Genomic DNA, 16,330 nt, shown 5'->3' with positions numbered 1-16,330 from the left:
AAAGAAAACCGCGCCTTCTTTAGAAGGCGCGGCGTAATCTTCGTCCTGATTGTTCGGCGCGCGGTAGCCCAGCCCGCCGAGCCTTCCTATTAACGGAAGAGCGACAGGATCGACTGCGTCGAAGAGTTAGCGATCGACAGCGACTGAACTGCGAGCTGCTGCTGGGTCTGCAGAGCAGAAAGCTTGCTGGATTCTTCTTCCATGTCAGCGTCAACCAGCTTGCCAACGCCCGATTCGATCGAGCCGGAGAGCGAGGAAGCGAAGTTCGTCTGCAGTTCGATGCGGCTGGAGATCGAGCCGAGCTTCGAACCCATGCTGGTCATGGAGTTCAGAGCGGTCTGAACCATGTTGAGCGCGCTGGAGATCTGGCCGCCAGTCATGTTGGTGATGTCCAGGCTGAAGACCGAGTTGCTGCCCGTCTTGGTGCCGAGGATACCCGTGGTCGTGTCGATCGTGCCGGAAGCCGTTGCGCCGAACAGAACGTTGCCGGTTGCGCTGGAGTCGAACTTGTAAGAGGTCAAGCTGACCGAAACGGTGCCGTTGGTGCCGCGGATGAACGAGGAAACAACCGAAGCGGAGTCGCCGCCCTTGGCCATGACCCAGTTTTCGCCGTTGAACGAAGCCGACTGGGCAACGCTCTTCAGCTGCTGCTGCAGCTGGCCGATTTCTTCCTGAACGGACTTCTTGTCAACCGATGTTTCCATGGCGGTGACGAGCTTGTCCTTGATCTGGCCGACAACGTCGATAGCGCTGGTGACGGCGGTCGTTGCAGTGTCAACCTTGGCAGCGCCGAGGCCGAGAGCGTCAGAAACGGCGCCGATCGAGCTGTTGTCGGACTTCATGCTCGTGGCGATCGACCAGTAAGCAGCGTTGTCGGAAGCCTTGGAGATGCGCAGGCCGGACGAAACGGCGCCCTGGGTCTGCTGCAGGTCGGAACCGATGGTGCGCAGCGTCTGGAGAGCAGCCATTGCAGCGTTATTGGTAAGAATGCTCGTCATAATATTTGCCCCTTTGGCAGTGGTTGAATAAGGGACATTCCGGACCTAAAAACCGGTAACGGCATTCAGCATCATGCCTATTAACCAAACTTGTTAAGGTTAACTCGCCGCTTCGATGATGCTTAAGAAACAGCAATATGGTTAAGAAAAGCTGAACTGCCTCGTTCCGGAAAATATAAAAAAAACCGCGCCTTAGATAGGCGCGGTTAACTTGATGTTTAGGATTTTCGATCGGCGAATGCCGCCGATGCTTCCTATTAACGGAAGAGCGACAGGATCGACTGGTTCGAGGAGTTGGCGATCGAGAGCGACTGGATAGCCAGCTGCTGCTGGGTCTGCAGAGCAGAGAGCTTGCTCGATTCCTGTTCCATGTCAGCGTCAACCAGCTTGCCAACGCCCGACTGGATCGAGTCGGAGAGCGAGGAAGCGAAGCTGGACTGCAGGTCGATACGGCTGGAGATCGAGCCGAGCTTCGAACCCATGCTGGTCATGGAGTTCAGAGCGGTCTGAACCATGTTGAGCGCGCTGGAGATCTGGCCGCCGGTCATGTTGGAGATGTCCAGGCTGAAGACCGAGTTGCTGCCCGTCTTGGTGCCGAGGATACCCGTGGTCGTGTCGATCGTGCCGGAAGCCGTTGCGCCGAACAGAACGTTGCCGGTTGCGCCGGAGTCGAACTTGTAAGCCGACGTGCTGACCGAAACGGTGCCGTTGGTGCCGCGGATGAACGAGGAAACAACCGAAGCGGAGTCGCCGCCCTTGGCCATGACCCAGTTTTCGCCGTTGAACGAAGCCGACTGGGCAACGCTCTTCAGCTGCTGCTGCAGCTGGCCGATTTCTTCCTGAACGGACTTCTTGTCAACCGAACCTTCCATGGCGGTGACGAGCTTGTCCTTGATCTGGCCGACGATGTCGATGGCGCTGGAAACGGCCGTCGAAGCAGTGTCAACCTTGGCAGCGCCGAGGCCGAGAGCGTCAGAAACGGCGCCCATGGCGCTGTTGTCGGACTTCATGCTGGTGGCGATCGACCAGTAAGCAGCGTTGTCAGAAGCCTTGGAGATGCGCAGGCCGGACGAAACGGCGCTCTGCGTGTCCTGCAGGTTGCTGCTGATGCCACGCAGCGTCTGGAGGGCGGCCATTGCGGAATTGTTGGTGATAATGCTGGTCATAGGAGTGTCCCCTGGAAACTGGATACAAAATGAGGACATACCGGACTGAGATACCGGCGATGACGGAGCAGCTTCATGCCCCTCGATCCATTTTCCTAGAGGACCAAACCCGTCATGTGAGGATGAAACTCGCACCCATTACTTGCGAATTCCTTAAACGCGGGCTCCTGGAAAAAGCCTATCGGGAACGTGGCTAAGAATGGGTAAAGACAATTTCGACCGTTGCTTCGGTTTCAGGCAAGCTACGTGCGCAATGATCGCGCGAATCCATGATGCCGGCGCTCGGTCTTTGCCGTGAGCCGATTCACCATTGCGCTCGGAGTTCTCGCTCGTGAATACGAAAAACGCCTTTGTGACCGCGTCCAACTTCTACCAGAAGGGACAATATACGCGTGCGCTCGAGACCCTGAACGAGTTGATGAACGCCGACAGGTCGCCGAAGACCTATGTGCTTCTGGCGAAAACGCTGGTGAAGCTGGGCTTCAAGGCCGATGCGGCCAGCGCCTACGAGCTCGCCGGCAGGCAGCCGCCGCGCCGTGACGACTATCTTCGCGAGGCACTGCTGCTGCACGGCGAGTGCGGCAACGACGATCAAGCGCTTGCCGTCGGCAGCCTGATCCTGCCCCTCGCCTTCAAGGACCCGGAGCTTGCCTACATTCTCTGCCGGATTTTCCTGAGCCGTCAGCAGAAAGAACTCCTGTCCGGCTTCAAGACCGTACTGGTCGAAGGCCCGGAACTGCGGCATCGACTGCTCGCAGCCAAGCTCCTGACCGATGATCTTCACGACGACGGCAACCGGCACATCGTCGCGACGCTCTTCAAGAACTATCCGGACAACATCATCTTCCGCACGCTCTATCTCATCTTTGCCCGCGAAGTGTCCGATCTCGCGCTCGTCGAAAAGCACATGGCGCCGATCAACGCTTCACTGGCGCAGGGCAAGCTCGAATATGTGATCCCGGACAACCCGTTCTTCCACCTGCACTGGTGCGGCGACGAGGCGGTCAACAAATATGCGATCCACGACACCCTACCGCTGCCGGCCGGTCATGCCGAGGCTCGTCGCAAGATGCCGCATAGCTGGAACGACAAGATCCGCATCGGGTATCTCTCGTCCGACTTCTGGCCCGAGCATGCCACGATGAAGCTGATGCAGCGCACGCTGGAACTGCATGACAGAAGCCGGTTCGAAATCTTTCTGTTCGACCATTCCGACCTCGCGTCCCAGAACGAAAAGCCGTTCGACTACACGAAATGGGGAACGATGGTCGATATTCGCACCCTGTCCGATCAGGGTGCCGCCGAAGCGATCCGCTCGCGCAACATCGACATTCTCATCGATCTCAAGGGACACACGAAGGAAAGCCGCGCTCGCATACTCAACCATGTCTGCGCGCCGATCCAGGTCGCTTGGCTTGGTTTCCCCGGCACCACGGTCAACTTCGATCTCGACTATATCATCGGTGACCACTACGTGTTGCCGGAGCATTCCAAGCCGCATTTCCACGAGAAATTCTGCCGCCTGCCCGAGTGCTATCAGCCGAACGATCCGATGTATCGTCCAAAGCCGCGCCCGACGACGCGTGCCCAGCATGGGCTGCCGGAAGATGCCTTTGTCTTCGCCTCGTTCAACGGCAACCGCAAGATCACGCCGCAGATGCTTGATGTCTGGGCGAACATCCTCAAGCGGACCAAGAACAGCGTGCTCTGGCTGCTCTGCAACAGCGCACGCGCCGAGGCCAATCTCTGGGTGCGCCTGGAGGCGCATGGCATCAATCGCAAGCGCGTCGTCTTCACGACGCGTATCCGCTATGAAGACCACATCGACCGCCAGCAGCTTGCCGATCTCGGTCTCGACACCGTCCCCGTCAACGGCCATACGACGACGTCGGAACAGCTGTGGGGCGGCCTGCCGGTTCTGACCATGAAAGGCACCAACTTCGCCTCACGCGTCAGCGAAAGCCTGCTGAACGCCATCGGCGTGCCTGAACTCGTCGCCGAGGACGTCAAGGCCTATGAGGATATGGCCGTCGAGCTGGCAAGCCAGCCGGAGCGTGTCGCGCAGTTCAAGGATACGCTCGCAGCCAATCGCTACATCAAGCCGCTGTTCGACGCGGAACGCTTCACCCATCATCTGGAGACGGCCTTCGAGATGATGGCGGCGCGTGCCAAGCAGGGCCTCGCCCCGGATCACATGGACGTCGCGGCGCTGCCGACGCGGACCGAACCATTCATGACCGAGGACCAGAACGCGGCATCCATCGCTGCGGAATGAAGTGCGGGAAGCGAATCCGATAAAGATCGCCACACCTATCAACCCTCATGATCGCCGGGAGTAACGCTTCCGGCGATGGCTTTTTAGGCCGGCGGTTGAGATTTGGGTCTAGTGGAAAGAGCGAACCAGGCTGCCGACGAGCAGATTCCAGCCGTCGATGAGGACGAAGAAGAGAATCTTGAACGGCAGGGAGATCGATGTCGGCGGCAGCATCATCATGCCCATGGCCATGACGATGGTCGATACGATCAGGTCGATGACCAGGAACGGCAAGACGACCAGGAAGCCGATCTCGAAGCCGCGACGAATTTCCGAGATCATGAAGGCCGGGATCAGCACGCGATAGTCGATCTTGTTGTCGACCACGGTCGTCTGACCGCGCTCCTGCGCGAGATCGACGAAAAGCTTCAGATCCTTGTCACGCGTATTGTTGGACATGAAGGTCCGGAAGGGCTCGGCAATGCGCTGTACGGCATCTCCTTCCGAAATCTGATTGGCGAGGAGCGGCTGCACGCCGTCCTTCCAGGCCTGATCGAAGGTCGGTGACATGACATAGAAGGTCATGAACAGCGCGAGGCTGAGGAGGATCATGTTCGACGGCGTCGTCGCAAGACCCATGCCGGTGCGCAGGATCGAAAAGGCGATGATGAAGCGCGGGAAGCTCGTCACCATGATCAGGATGCCGGGCGCGATCGACAGGATCGTCAGCAATCCGAAGGTGCGGATGATCCACGCGGCGACAGAGCCGTTCACGGGAACGTTCAGAAGATCCGTCGGAAGCTGCGACGGCAATTGCTGCGCCATCGCCAACTCAGGCGATAGAACAGCAAAAACTAATGTAGCCAAGACAAGTATTAATCGAATCATTCGATCACGAAAGTTCTGAACATAACTTTCGATACTCGCCCTTCCGAGCGCAGGTCAACACGCTCTTGAATGTCATCCCGAAGATATTGCAGTCCACGGGCACCTTCGATCTGCTGCAGGGACACCGTGCGGACGTAGCTCAGGATATCCTGATGGATCGATTGGGCCAGCTGAGCATCTGGCGGTCCCTTGAATACCAGGGCGATTTCAAGCCTGATCCAGTTCTGCGAGGGATAGGCAAGATTGGTGGTGATCGGATCGAGCGTCACGATACCGTTGGCCTGCGCCTCGGCAGCAGTGTCCTTGTTGCCCTCGCCGGTGGCTTTCGCCGTCGCCTGGACGGCTGCCGTCGCGGCCTTGATCCTCGGGGCAACCATGCCGCCGACCACCCAGCCGCCGCCGCCGCCGAGCACGGTCAGTACCAGCAGCCCGACGATCGTCATGATCAACGGCGATCCCTTGCTCTTTGCCGGTTCGTCTGCGGCTGCTGCCATGTTTCTATCCGTTCGTTCTTAACTATGCGAAAGCACCGCGCCTCAAAGCGGCGACAGGAGATCGACTGCCTGCTGGCCTCTGGGCGGCTGCTGAATTTCGGTCAGGCGACCGCGGCCGCCGTAGGAAATGCGAGCTTCCGCGATCTTGTCATACGAGATGGTGTTCTCGGAGGTGACGTCCTGCGGGCGCACGATACCGGCGACGTTGAGAATGCGGATTTCCTGGTTCATGCGGACTTCCTGCGAGCCGCTGATCATCAGGTTGCCATTCTCGAGAATGCCGGTGACGACAGCAGCGACCAAGAGATTGATCTGCTCGGAGCGCTGCATCTTGCCCTTGGCATCGGTGCTCGTGTCGGAGCCTGAGGTGGCGTCGGCGTTGGTGGCGGGCTTCCAGCCGAAGATCTTGGCCGAAATATCCCAATTCATATCGCTCTTGTTGGTGCGATTGCGATTGGTCTCGTTGTCCCAGTTCGCCTTGTCGTTGATCTGGATCGTGACCGTCAGGATGTCGCCGACGTTGAGCGCGCGGGAATCCTTGAAGAGAGCAGCCTGCGAATCGTTCCAGAGCGAGTAGCCCTGCGCCACCTGATGCGGTCGCTTCGGATATTGCGACATCTGCGGCGCCTGCGCATATTGCAGACCGCTGCCGATGGGGCTCATGGCAGGCGCCCTGCCGATTTCCTTCAGGCCCTGCGACTGGCAGCCAGCGAGAAAGACGACGATTGTGCAGGCGGCCGTAAGACGCGTGTTCATGAGGGGTCCTTCGACTTCGATGTATTCGGGTCGGATGCACTGGCGATGATATTGGTGATGACCGCCGCCTTCTTCGCATCCATTTCCGCAAGAATGAGGCTCGACTGACGAGCCGAAAGCTTCATGATGATGGCGGCGGCAACCGTGGTTCTGACGTCGTTGAGGCTGGCGGCCGCGGCATCCGGCTTCATGTTCTTGTAGATGTCGACGAGGCCGAGATCCGCGGACTTCAGGAAATCGTCGCGGCGTTTCAGCCAGTCCTCGTACTCGGCCTTGCGCTTATCCATCGTCGCGATGCGTTGATCGACATCCGACTGCAATTTCTCCAGCTCCTGCTTTTGCAGCAGGTAGCGCTGGTCGCGCGCGGGATCGGCGATGTTGGTGCAGAACTGCCGGATCTCGTCCTGACTGGACGCGGGATCGACGACTGGCTTGGGTGCTTCCTGCGCGGCTGCGGCACCGAGCGAAAGAAGCAGCGCCGCCGTCGAGAGGCCCAGGCACGTCAACATTCTTCTGGACGAAACGATCGAGATCATTGCAGCACGAGCTCCGCTTGCAGGGCGCCGGCCGACTTGATGCCTTGCAGGATGGCGATGATGCCGTCCGGCTTGACGCCGATATTGTTGAGACCGGCAACCAGCGTTTTCAGATCAGGCCCTTCGAGTACGGCAACCCGGCCGCCGCTCTTGGTCGCGGTGATATCGGTCTGATCCTGAACGGCCGTCTCGCCGTTGGAGAAGGGTTCGGGCTGGATCACCTGAGGGTTCTCGCTCACTTGCACGGTCAACGTTCCGTAGCTGACGGCAACCGGCGAGACGCGAACGTCGGCGCCGATGACGATCGTGCCCGTGCGCTCATTGATGACGACCTTGGCCGGCGTGTCGGTCTGGACGTTCAGATTTTCGAGATCGGCCATCAGGCGCGTCAGATCCGCCATTTTCGGCTTGGCAACAGAGACTTCCTGCGAATCCTTGGCCTCGGCGATCGGCGCGCCGAAGCGCGAGGTCGCCCAGGCGTTGACGGTATCGGCGATGCGGATCGAGGTGGAGAAATCCGGGTTGCGCAGCTGTAGCACCAGATTGACCGAATCCTTGAAGCGCGAAGGCAGCTCACGCTCGATGATCGCGCCACCGGGAACGCGGCCGGCCGTCGTCACGCCTTCGGTGACGGATGCGGCAGCACCCTGCGCCTGGAATCCGGAAACGATGACGGAACCCTGCGCGACCGCATAAATCTGGCCGTCCGCGCCGGTGAGCGACGTCATGATGAGCGTGCCGCCGCGCAGCGACGTCGCATCGCCGAGCGAGCTGACCGTCACGTCGATGCGGCTGCCGGGGCTGGCAAAGGGCGGCAGGTTGGCCGTGACCATGACGGCGGCGGTGTTCTTTGCGGCGGACTGACCGCCCTGAGTCGAGATGCCGAGATTCTGCAGCATCGCGCGCATGGATTGCTCGGTGAACGGCGATGACCGCAGACCATCGCCGGTCCCCTGGAGACCGACGATCAGGCCATAACCGATCAGCTGGTTATCGCGGCCGGATTGCAGCGACGCGATGTCCTTGATGCGCGATTGCATCGCTGCAGCCGGATCAGCAATGATCAGGCTGGGTAGCGCAAAGAGGACTGCAAGAAATTGACGAAGCCGTTTCATTTTGCGACCACGCGGATCGTGCCGTTTTCAAGAACCGTGCCGTTGACGATGATGCCCGAATCCGTGTTGCGGGCGCGGACGCTGTCGCCGACCGCGCCGTCATCCAGCGGTGTTCCAGCCGCGGTAATCGTCATGCTGCCCATGTTCATGACGAGGCGAACATTCGAGCCGCGCGTCACGGCATAGGGCTGGCGGAGTGTGGAGACGGCGATGGTGCGGCCCGGCAGGAGCGTCCGTTTGGAGACCATGCCGGTGACCTCACGGATGCGCTTGGCATAGTCGCCCGTCAGGTTGGGGTTGGTGACCTCAACCTCTTCGAGCTGCCCGCTGCTGATGATGTCGCCGGGGTAAATCGTCTCCGTCGGAACGACGGCTGTGCCCATGTCGCTGGCGTGGGCCGCTGACGTGCCCGACACGAACATGACGGTGAGGCTCGCTGCGGCGAGCCAGGCCATTGCTAAGCTTTTCATCCGGCAAAACCTCATGTTCGGCCCGTCCTTCCCGTTACTTCAGGTTCTTGCTGACGATCTGCGCCATGTCGTCGGCCGTGGTGATGACCTTCGAGTTCATTTCATAGGCACGCTGTGCGGTGATCAGATCGGTGATTTCCTTGACCGGATCGACGTTCGACGATTCCAGATAGAACTGCTTCATGTAGGCGAAGCCGTTCTGGTTCGGATCGGAGATGACCGGATCGCCGGAAGCCGGCGTCTGGGTGAAGAGATTGCTGCCCATCGGCTGCAGGCCGGCTTCGTTGACGAAGTTAGCGATCTGCAGCTGGCCGAGCACCGTCGGCGTCGTGTTCGTGCCGATGGTGGCGGAAACCTGGCCGGACTGGCTGATGGCGATATTGCTGGCATTGTTCGGGATGGTGATGCCGGGCTGCAGCACGTTGCCGTCAGGCGTCACGATCTGACCGGTATCGCTTTTGTTGAAGGAGCCGGCGCGCGTGTAGGCGGTGGTGCCGTCAGGCATCTGGATCTGGAACCAGCCGCGACCGACGAGCGCAACGTCGAGGTCGTTCTGGGTCTGCGACAGCTCGCCCTGGATCTGAATGTTGCGGACAGCGGAGGTCTGCACGCCGAGACCGATGTTGGCGCCTTCGGGGACGACGGCCTGGTTGGGCCGGTTGGCGATGCCCTTGGCGCGCTCCGTCTGATAGAGAAGGTCCGAGAATTCGGCGCGCGCACGCTTGTAACCCGTCGTGTTGATGTTCGCGATGTTGTTCGCGATGACTTCCAGATTGGTCTGCTGGGCGTCCATGCCCGTTGCGGCAATTGCGAGCGCTCTCATGCTTTCGTCCTTCGAGCTACGGCATCGCCCTCCAGGCCGGATAGCGACCTGCGAACGACGGATGCCAAATCAGGTAATTGGAGCGGGAAATCCCGCCCTAGATCTGCATCTTGGTAATATCGAGAAAGGCAGAGACGACCTTGTCGCGCAGCGCCACAGCGGTCTGCAGCGTCTGGTCGGCCTGCATGACCTTGTCGACGACTTCGCGGGTGCTCATCGTGCCTTTGATACCGGCAAAGGAGGCGCTTTCCGCTTCCTTCAGCGAGTTGATGGAGTCCTTCGCCACATTCGACATGACCGAGGCGAAGCTCATTCCCGCATCCGCGCCCATGGCGACAGCCGGCGAGGCGTTGAGCGCGCTGGAAGCGGCGGACGTCAGATCCGTAGCGATGCTGCCGAGGCCGCGTGTTGCGGAGAGGGAAGCGACATTCTTGATGGAATCGATCATTGGGAGTTCTTCAGCAGGTCAATGGTGGAAGAGATGAGGTCGCGAGCCTGCCGTACCGTCTGCAGGTTGGCCTCGTAGGAGCGGTTGGCTTCGCGCATGTCGGCCATTTCAACGAGAACGTTGACGTTTGGCATCTTCACGTAGCCCTTCGCGTCCGCCGCCGGGTTGTCCGGATCGTATTCCTCGATGAACTTGCCGGTATCCTGGCCCAGCTTCTTGACCCCGACCGTCGTCAGACCGTTGGCGCGATCCATTTCGGCGCCGAACGTCACGGTCTTGCGCCGATAAGGATCGGCGCCGGGCGTATCGCCCGTCGAACGGGCATTGGCGATATTTTCGGAAACGACTCTCAGACGGGTCGATTGAGCCTCCAGGCCGGAGCCTGCGATCTTCAATGCGGCTGATAAGGGGTCCATGACATCTTCACTTCATCTATGGTTTTACGGTCATCAGCATCATGCGATGAAAGGAGCTTACGAGCGCGGTGTTCAAGCTGTACTGGCGCTTGATCTCGCCGGACTTGGCGAGCTCGTCTTCCAGGCCGACGGTGTTACCCGACTCCTGAACGCCGATTTCCTGATTGAGCGACGCCTCTTCGACGTTGACGTCGCCGGTCGTGCTGAATTCACTGCCCGAAAGATGCGCCGGATTGGTCCTGGCCATCCCGACATTCTGGTTGTCCAGAACAGCCTGAAACGGCGTGACATCCTTGGCGCGAAACTTCGGAGTATTGGCATTGGCGATATTGCCGGCAACAACCTGCTGACGCACCTGGAGCCACTCGGCTTGCCGCGAGGCCAGGTCAAAGAGCTGAATGGGTTGCATGGCTTCTCTCCGTTCTTACACTATCACCCTAGCGGGATAATCTTGCGTGGGACTTGCGGGAAATGCGTTCCTGTGAAGTCTTCGGAACGCCTGAAAATCAGGCGTTTCCGCCAGTTTCAATTGTTGCCGTAGACATCGCCCGCGGACGTGACAATGACCCATTTTTCGCCGCGCTGTTCGATCGAGGCGAGACGGCTGTTGTCAGGCAGGACCGAGCCGACCTTGACGACATACATGCCGGTGTCGTCCTCGATGAGCGCACGACCGTTGACCACATGCAGCAGATGGAATCCCGACTTGCCCGGGAAAGGCTGCTGGTCGGCGGGCGGCCCCTTGTCATCCTCGCGGCCGGTATTGCTGACCGTCGCGGTCGTCAGGGGATCCGGGATCAAATCCTTCGGCTCGCCGGGGTTCTTGTTGATCATGGCAAGCGGCGAAACGCTGACGACTTCGCGGCCCGGCCAGTCCGGCAGATCGCGGGTGCGATCACCTTCCGCCACATGAATGCCGAACTTGTCGGGGTTCAGGAAAACATACCAGGGGAAGAAGGCGGAGGCACCGGCAAGCACCAGACCGGTGCAGGCCAGCATCTTGTCCGTGACGGTTCGCTTTCTTGCCAATTTCGGCGGGGCGACGGGTTCGTCTGCGTCGGATTCTCTCACGTCTTGCCCCTCTTTCGGCATGGAATTCGTAGGTATCGGCTGGTTGCGACCAATGGATCTTCGGAACGATGGCGCATGTGCTCGTCACCTTCCCCTGTTCACGACGGCAGCTGCGGAGCCGTTCTTCAGCGCGGTCGCAAGATCGGTGAACGAGTCTTCGACCGGCCGTTCGTCGGGAAGCTGCTTTAGAATGTCGTAGATAATCGGCACCTGACGTACCGCGATGTCGAGATCCGGATCGCTGCCCTGGCGATAGCCGCCGATCAGACGCAGATCGCGGGTTTCCTCGTAGCGATGCACCAGCGCCTTCAGGCGCGAAACCAGCTTTTCCTGATCCGACGTCCATGCCTTGCGCGCCAGTCGTGAGACCGAGGCCAAAGGATCGATGGGCGGGTAACGGCCTTCTTCGGCCAGACTGCGCTGCAGAACGATATGGCCGTCGAGAATGCCACGGGTCGAATCGGCGATTGGGTCGTTGTGATTGTCGCCATCGACGAGAATGGAAATGATGGCGGTGATGGTGCCGGTGCCTTCCGGGCCAGGCCCGGCGCGCTCGAGAAGGCGCGGCAATTCGGTGAAGACCGAAGCCGGATATCCGCGTGCGATCGGCGGTTCGCCCGAGGCCGTCGCGACTTCGCGGATCGCATGCGCGAATCGGGTGACGCTATCGACGATCAGCAGGACGTTGTCGCCCTGATCGCGAAAATGCTCGGCGATTGTGATGGCGGACAGCGGCGCCATCTTGCGCAGCATCGGGCTTTCGTCGCTGGTCGCAACCACCGCTACCGATTTCTGCATATGGCTGCCGAGCGTATCCTCGATGAATTCGCGCACTTCGCGACCGCGTTCGCCGACGAGCGCAATCACCACCTTGTCGAAAGCATCGGCGCGCGCCAGCATCGACAGCAGCGTCGACTTGCCGACGCCGGAACCGGCGAAGATGCCGAGGCGCTGTCCCAGGCACAAAGGCGAGAAGATATCGATGGCCCGGACACCGGTCTTGAAGCCGGTTTCGACGCGCTTTCGCTTCATCGACGGCGGCGCCGTGTTCGAGATCGAGCGCGACGCGAGGCCGGACGTCAGCGGACCAAGCCCATCGATCGGTTCGCCCAGCGAATTGATCGTGCGGCCACACCAGCTATCGTCGGGCGCAATGCGGAAGGCGCCCTTTCGAATGATCGTATCCTGAATACCGATCGGCTCACCCGGTTCGATCGGACAGACATAGGTCAACTCCGGCTCGACGCGGACGACCTCGCCGAGATGGACGCCGGTCGACGAGCGATGGGCGACGAAATCGCCAAGCCGCACCTGCCTCGAAAGGCCGGCGACCGTATAATGCCCCGCGGCGATGGTGCGCACGTGACCGCCATGGGCCACGGCATTTTCGGCCATCGCATAATGCCCGGCAAGCATCGCCATATGCGACAGCTTCGGCGACAACGCGCCCTCCGGCAACCGATCCTCGACCATGATCCGCCCTCTTTACTGGCTGCCGCCGAGGGTCTTGATCGCGTCGGTGAGCGTGCCTTCACTGCTGCTGGTGAGGGTGCTGATATTGTCGAAGGCGCGGCTGACCTCGATCAGATTGGTCATTTCCCGCATGCCGTTGACGTTGGAGTTTTCGAGATACCCCTGGGCAACGCCCACATTGGAGCGGTCGATGACCGGCTTCGGGCTGTCCGTCGGCAAGATGCCGCTGTTTTCATAGCGTAGGAAGCCCTTGCTGACATCCGAGCTGTAGAGGCCGATCTGGCCCATGCGGCGGCCGCCCTGCGTGATGGTCCCGTCAGAGGAAACGCTGGGTGCGCCACCGGCAGGATCGAGCTGGATGGGCGCGCCACCCGGATCGAGCACGGGAAAGCCGCGCACGGAAACCAGCGCGCCGCTATCGGTCATGGTGAAGCGGCCATCGCGCGTCACGACCAGGCCCGCCGGCGTGTTCAAGCCGAAATAGGCATCGCCCTTGACCGCAAAATCGAAGAGATTGCCGGTGTTTTGCAGTTCGCCATTGTCGGTGGAGAGATAGTCGTTGCCCTGAGAGACGAAGGCGACCTTGGCGTTGAGCTTGTTTTCGGTATTGCTGAGAACCTGATCGAACTTGACCTCGGTGCCGCGGAAACCCGTCGTGTTCACATTGGCCAAGTTGTCGGCGATCGTCGTCAGGCGCCGCTCGAGCGCCATCTGGGACGATAGCGCAACATAAATACCAGACTGCATTTTCAACGCCCTCCGGACATTGGAGAATAACGGGAAAGGAAACGCCGGTGCGCTCCTACATTTCGTTAGCGGGGCATGGATGCCCTTACCCGCTATCCTGAAGCGCTTGGCTTGTGCGAAACTGGCAAGGCAAAAAGGACGTGCGCAGGCCCATCGAACAGCCTCACGCAAGGCAGCCCTCCTATTTCATCGTATGAAGCAACGTTCAGGTGTGGACCGACGATGAACATTATTATCGGATTTGTAGTGACCTGCGGCTGCATCATAGGCAGCTTCATGGCCATGGGCGGCGACGTAGGGGCGCTTTTCCAGCCCTTCGAATTTGTCATTATTGCAGGCGCCGGCATCGGCGGCTTCATCATGGCCAACCCGATGAAGGTCGTGAAGGATTCGGGAAAGGCGCTCGGAGAAGCCTTCAGCCATAAGGTACCGAAGGAACGCGACTATCTCGACACGCTCGGCGTGCTCTACGCCTTGATGCGTGACCTGCGCACCAAGTCGCGCAACGAGATCGAAGCCCATATCGACAACCCGGATGAATCGACAATCTTCAAGGCGGCCCCGACCGTTTTGAAGAACAAAGATCTGACGGCTTTCATCTGCGACTACGTTCGTCTCATCATCATCGGCAACGCCCGCTCGCACGAGATCGAGGCGCTGATGGATGAAGAGCTCGACACGATGCAGCACGACAAGATGAAGCCATTCCATTCGATCACGATCATGGGCGATTCCTTCCCGGCCATCGGTATCGTCGCGGCGGTTCTCGGCGTCATCAAGGCCATGAGCCACATCAACGAATCGCCTGAGGTGCTCGGTCACCTGATCGGTTCGGCGCTGGTCGGCACGTTCCTCGGTATTCTTCTGTCCTATTCGGTCTGCGCCCCGCTGGTTTCCCAGATCAAGGTCGTGCGCAACAAGCAGCACCGCCTCTACGTGATCGTGAAGCAGACGCTGCTGGCCTACATGAACGGTTCGGTGCCACAGGTCGCGCTCGAATACGGCCGCAAGACCATCTCTTCCTACGAACGTCCGTCGATCGACGCGGTTGAGCAGGAAATGATGAATCCCGGCGGTGAAAGTAAGGCAGCCTGATAATCATGAGCCAGCAATCCGCGCATAAGGCACAGACGATGGACCGCACCCTCTTTGCCAAGCTCACCGGCAATCTTGGGGATGAGGCGACGCTTGCGAAGCTGGGCACCGCTTTCGCCCAGGTCTATGCCGAATTCCTGCCAGATATCATCAAGACCGAAACCGGTCTGGATATCGGCATCGCCTATGCCGGCTGTCAGTCGGGTTTGATGAAGGATCTGCTGACGGGGCTTGGCGGAAGCCATGCTCTGGTCAACGGTTCGCTGCGCAACTGGGCGCCGAAATTCGTGCTCGGCTGCGGCGCGGGTTTTATCATGACGTTGATGGAACATATGCTCGGCGCCCGCCCGGAAGATATCGAGCCGGCCGTTGCCCGGCCGCTCTCGGTCATCGAGCTCGATCTCTCGGTCATGGTTTTCGACAAGATCGCCAACGTGCTTCGTTCGGCCGTCAACGCTCCCGGTGGTTTCGAGCCTTATCTAGACCCGCCCTACAATGCCGAAGAGATTTCCGTCGCTATTGCCGACGAAGCAAATGAGTTCGCGGCTGCGATTTCGATGACGGTCTCGCTCGGCAAGTCCGTGTCCCAGCTCGTCATCGTCGTGCCCCAGCGGGATCTGCTGCGGACTGTCGTGAGTGCGCCCCGCGCGAAAAACCCGACGGCCGCCTCCCAGGCCTGGTCGGAGCAGCTGAGCGAACAGGTACGCCGGTCGCAGGTGACTCTCGAGGCACGCGTGCGGCTGCAATCGCTGACGCTCGATACGATTTCCAAGCTCGCGGTCGGCGACGTCATTCCCTTCATGGACAATACCGACAATGTCCGGGTCGAGGTCAGCGCCAACAGCAAAGACCTTTACATCTGCGAATTCGGCCGCTCTGGCGAAAATTACACGGTGCGCGTCAAGGACAACGTGAATTCCGACGACGAGCTTCTCCGGCACCTGATGAATTGACCGGCCGGGGGTGACCCACACCCACGGCAGCTTGAGGCAAGTTTCAACTGGAATAGTGATTTCATGGCTACGAAGACGACACAGCAAAGCAGCGAGGAATCGCTGGAGTTTCCAAACAGCGACGCCGCATTGGACGACGCCATCGATGGCCTGCGCGGCGTCCTGAAGAAGGATAGCGAAGGCGGGATGCCCGATTTTGAAGCCGATGCGTTCGGTGCAGAGTCGACCGGCACCGATCTCTCCACCTTCGGCGATTTCGGCGACGATAGCGCCGAGCCGGCTTTCGGTGGCAGCGATTTCGACAGCGCCCCCGCGGCACCGGCTCCTCTTGGCAGCGCGCTTGCCGCCAATCTCGACATGATCATGGACATTCCGATCGACGTCCAGATCGTGCTCGGCAGCAGCCGCATGCAGGTTTCCGGTCTGATGAACCTGACCGAGGGCGCAATCATCGCGCTCGACAAGAAGATCGGCGAGCCGGTCGAGATCACCGTAAACGGCCGCAAGATCGGCCGGGGCGAAATTACCGTTCTGGAACATGATGACACCAGGTTCGGTATCAAGCTCACTGAAGTCTACAACACGAAGAAAAGCTGAACCCGGCTCAGGATGAGCCCACTCCCTGTG

Annotated in this window: 19 protein-coding genes; 4 read left to right on the top strand and 15 right to left on the bottom strand. The window is 59.9% G+C overall.

Annotated elements, in window-relative coordinates; all coding sequences use genetic code 11:
* Nucleotides 1-89: 89 nt before the first annotated feature.
* Both HGP17_RS19290 and HGP17_RS19285 read right to left on the bottom strand, forming a co-directional pair.
* Entirely contained in the window at nucleotides 90-998 is a 909-nt protein-coding gene (locus HGP17_RS19290) for a flagellin (protein ID WP_168811917.1), read from the bottom strand.
* Between the two features lie 257 nt (nucleotides 999-1,255).
* Nucleotides 1,256-2,164, bottom strand: a complete 909-nt coding sequence (locus tag HGP17_RS19285; RefSeq protein ID WP_168811915.1) for a flagellin — start codon at nucleotides 2,162-2,164, stop codon at nucleotides 1,256-1,258.
* Nucleotides 2,165-2,495: 331 nt separating this feature from the next.
* Between HGP17_RS19285 and HGP17_RS19280 the strand changes: the two genes are divergently transcribed.
* Entirely contained in the window at nucleotides 2,496-4,439 is a 1,944-nt protein-coding gene (locus tag HGP17_RS19280; protein ID WP_168811913.1) for a glycosyl transferase, read from the top strand.
* A gap of 108 nt (nucleotides 4,440-4,547) precedes the next feature.
* On the opposite strand, the gene fliP is transcribed toward HGP17_RS19280, so the two are convergent.
* The 13 genes from fliP to flgF all read right to left on the bottom strand — a co-directional run bounded on the left by fliP (nucleotide 4,548) and on the right by flgF (nucleotide 13,655).
* Complete coding sequence (fliP, locus tag HGP17_RS19275) at nucleotides 4,548-5,306, bottom strand: flagellar type III secretion system pore protein FliP (protein ID WP_168811911.1); 759 nt, start codon at nucleotides 5,304-5,306, stop codon at nucleotides 4,548-4,550.
* Nucleotides 5,303-5,800: a flagellar basal body-associated FliL family protein gene (locus HGP17_RS19270; RefSeq protein ID WP_168811909.1), complete on the bottom strand. Its 498-nt coding sequence runs from the start codon at nucleotides 5,798-5,800 to the stop codon at nucleotides 5,303-5,305. Before HGP17_RS19270 ends, fliP begins: the two co-directional genes overlap by 4 nt.
* 42 nt (nucleotides 5,801-5,842) lie before the next feature.
* Entirely contained in the window at nucleotides 5,843-6,556 is a 714-nt protein-coding gene (gene flgH / locus HGP17_RS19265; protein WP_168811907.1) for a flagellar basal body L-ring protein FlgH, read from the bottom strand.
* A complete protein-coding gene (locus HGP17_RS19260) occupies nucleotides 6,553-7,092 on the bottom strand; it encodes a MotE family protein (RefSeq protein ID WP_168811905.1) in 540 nt (179 codons plus the stop codon). Before HGP17_RS19260 ends, flgH begins: the two co-directional genes overlap by 4 nt.
* Nucleotides 7,089-8,207, bottom strand: coding sequence for a flagellar basal body P-ring protein FlgI (locus HGP17_RS19255; RefSeq protein ID WP_168811902.1), 1,119 nt, complete (start codon nucleotides 8,205-8,207; stop codon nucleotides 7,089-7,091). Before HGP17_RS19255 ends, HGP17_RS19260 begins: the two co-directional genes overlap by 4 nt.
* Complete coding sequence (gene flgA / locus HGP17_RS19250; RefSeq protein ID WP_168811900.1) at nucleotides 8,204-8,692, bottom strand: flagellar basal body P-ring formation chaperone FlgA; 489 nt, start codon at nucleotides 8,690-8,692, stop codon at nucleotides 8,204-8,206. Before flgA ends, HGP17_RS19255 begins: the two co-directional genes overlap by 4 nt.
* A gap of 19 nt (nucleotides 8,693-8,711) precedes the next feature.
* Complete coding sequence (gene flgG, locus HGP17_RS19245; protein WP_168811898.1) at nucleotides 8,712-9,500, bottom strand: flagellar basal-body rod protein FlgG; 789 nt, start codon at nucleotides 9,498-9,500, stop codon at nucleotides 8,712-8,714.
* 97 nt (nucleotides 9,501-9,597) lie between these two features.
* On the bottom strand, nucleotides 9,598-9,948 hold the full coding sequence (locus tag HGP17_RS19240) for a flagellar hook-basal body complex protein FliE (protein WP_168811896.1): 351 nt from the start codon (nucleotides 9,946-9,948) through the stop codon (nucleotides 9,598-9,600).
* A complete protein-coding gene (gene flgC, locus HGP17_RS19235) occupies nucleotides 9,945-10,364 on the bottom strand; it encodes a flagellar basal body rod protein FlgC (protein WP_168811894.1) in 420 nt (139 codons plus the stop codon). Before flgC ends, HGP17_RS19240 begins: the two co-directional genes overlap by 4 nt.
* A gap of 16 nt (nucleotides 10,365-10,380) precedes the next feature.
* Nucleotides 10,381-10,773: a flagellar basal body rod protein FlgB gene (flgB, locus tag HGP17_RS19230; RefSeq protein WP_168811892.1), complete on the bottom strand. Its 393-nt coding sequence runs from the start codon at nucleotides 10,771-10,773 to the stop codon at nucleotides 10,381-10,383.
* A 116-nt stretch (nucleotides 10,774-10,889) separates the two neighbouring features.
* Nucleotides 10,890-11,435: a flagellar protein gene (locus HGP17_RS19225; protein WP_168811890.1), complete on the bottom strand. Its 546-nt coding sequence runs from the start codon at nucleotides 11,433-11,435 to the stop codon at nucleotides 10,890-10,892.
* 84 nt (nucleotides 11,436-11,519) lie between these two features.
* Nucleotides 11,520-12,908, bottom strand: coding sequence for a flagellar protein export ATPase FliI (gene fliI / locus HGP17_RS19220; RefSeq protein WP_168811889.1), 1,389 nt, complete (start codon nucleotides 12,906-12,908; stop codon nucleotides 11,520-11,522).
* A 12-nt stretch (nucleotides 12,909-12,920) separates the two neighbouring features.
* Nucleotides 12,921-13,655, bottom strand: a complete 735-nt coding sequence (gene flgF, locus HGP17_RS19215) for a flagellar basal-body rod protein FlgF (protein ID WP_168811887.1) — start codon at nucleotides 13,653-13,655, stop codon at nucleotides 12,921-12,923.
* Nucleotides 13,656-13,877: 222 nt separating this feature from the next.
* Between flgF and motA the strand changes: the two genes are divergently transcribed.
* The 3 genes from motA (at nucleotide 13,878) to fliN (ending at nucleotide 16,300) form a co-directional block, all read left to right on the top strand.
* Complete coding sequence (gene motA, locus HGP17_RS19210; protein WP_168811884.1) at nucleotides 13,878-14,750, top strand: flagellar motor stator protein MotA; 873 nt, start codon at nucleotides 13,878-13,880, stop codon at nucleotides 14,748-14,750.
* Between the two features lie 5 nt (nucleotides 14,751-14,755).
* Nucleotides 14,756-15,703: a FliM/FliN family flagellar motor switch protein gene (locus tag HGP17_RS19205; RefSeq protein WP_168811882.1), complete on the top strand. Its 948-nt coding sequence runs from the start codon at nucleotides 14,756-14,758 to the stop codon at nucleotides 15,701-15,703.
* A gap of 63 nt (nucleotides 15,704-15,766) precedes the next feature.
* Nucleotides 15,767-16,300, top strand: a complete 534-nt coding sequence (gene fliN / locus HGP17_RS19200; protein WP_168811880.1) for a flagellar motor switch protein FliN — start codon at nucleotides 15,767-15,769, stop codon at nucleotides 16,298-16,300.
* Nucleotides 16,301-16,330: the final 30 nt, after the last annotated feature.

The organism is Rhizobium sp. P38BS-XIX (assembly GCF_012641435.1).
GTDB lineage: Bacteria > Pseudomonadota > Alphaproteobacteria > Rhizobiales > Rhizobiaceae > Rhizobium.
The sequence above is the reverse complement of the archived record's forward strand: the minus strand, read 5'-3'. Positions and strand labels throughout refer to the sequence as shown.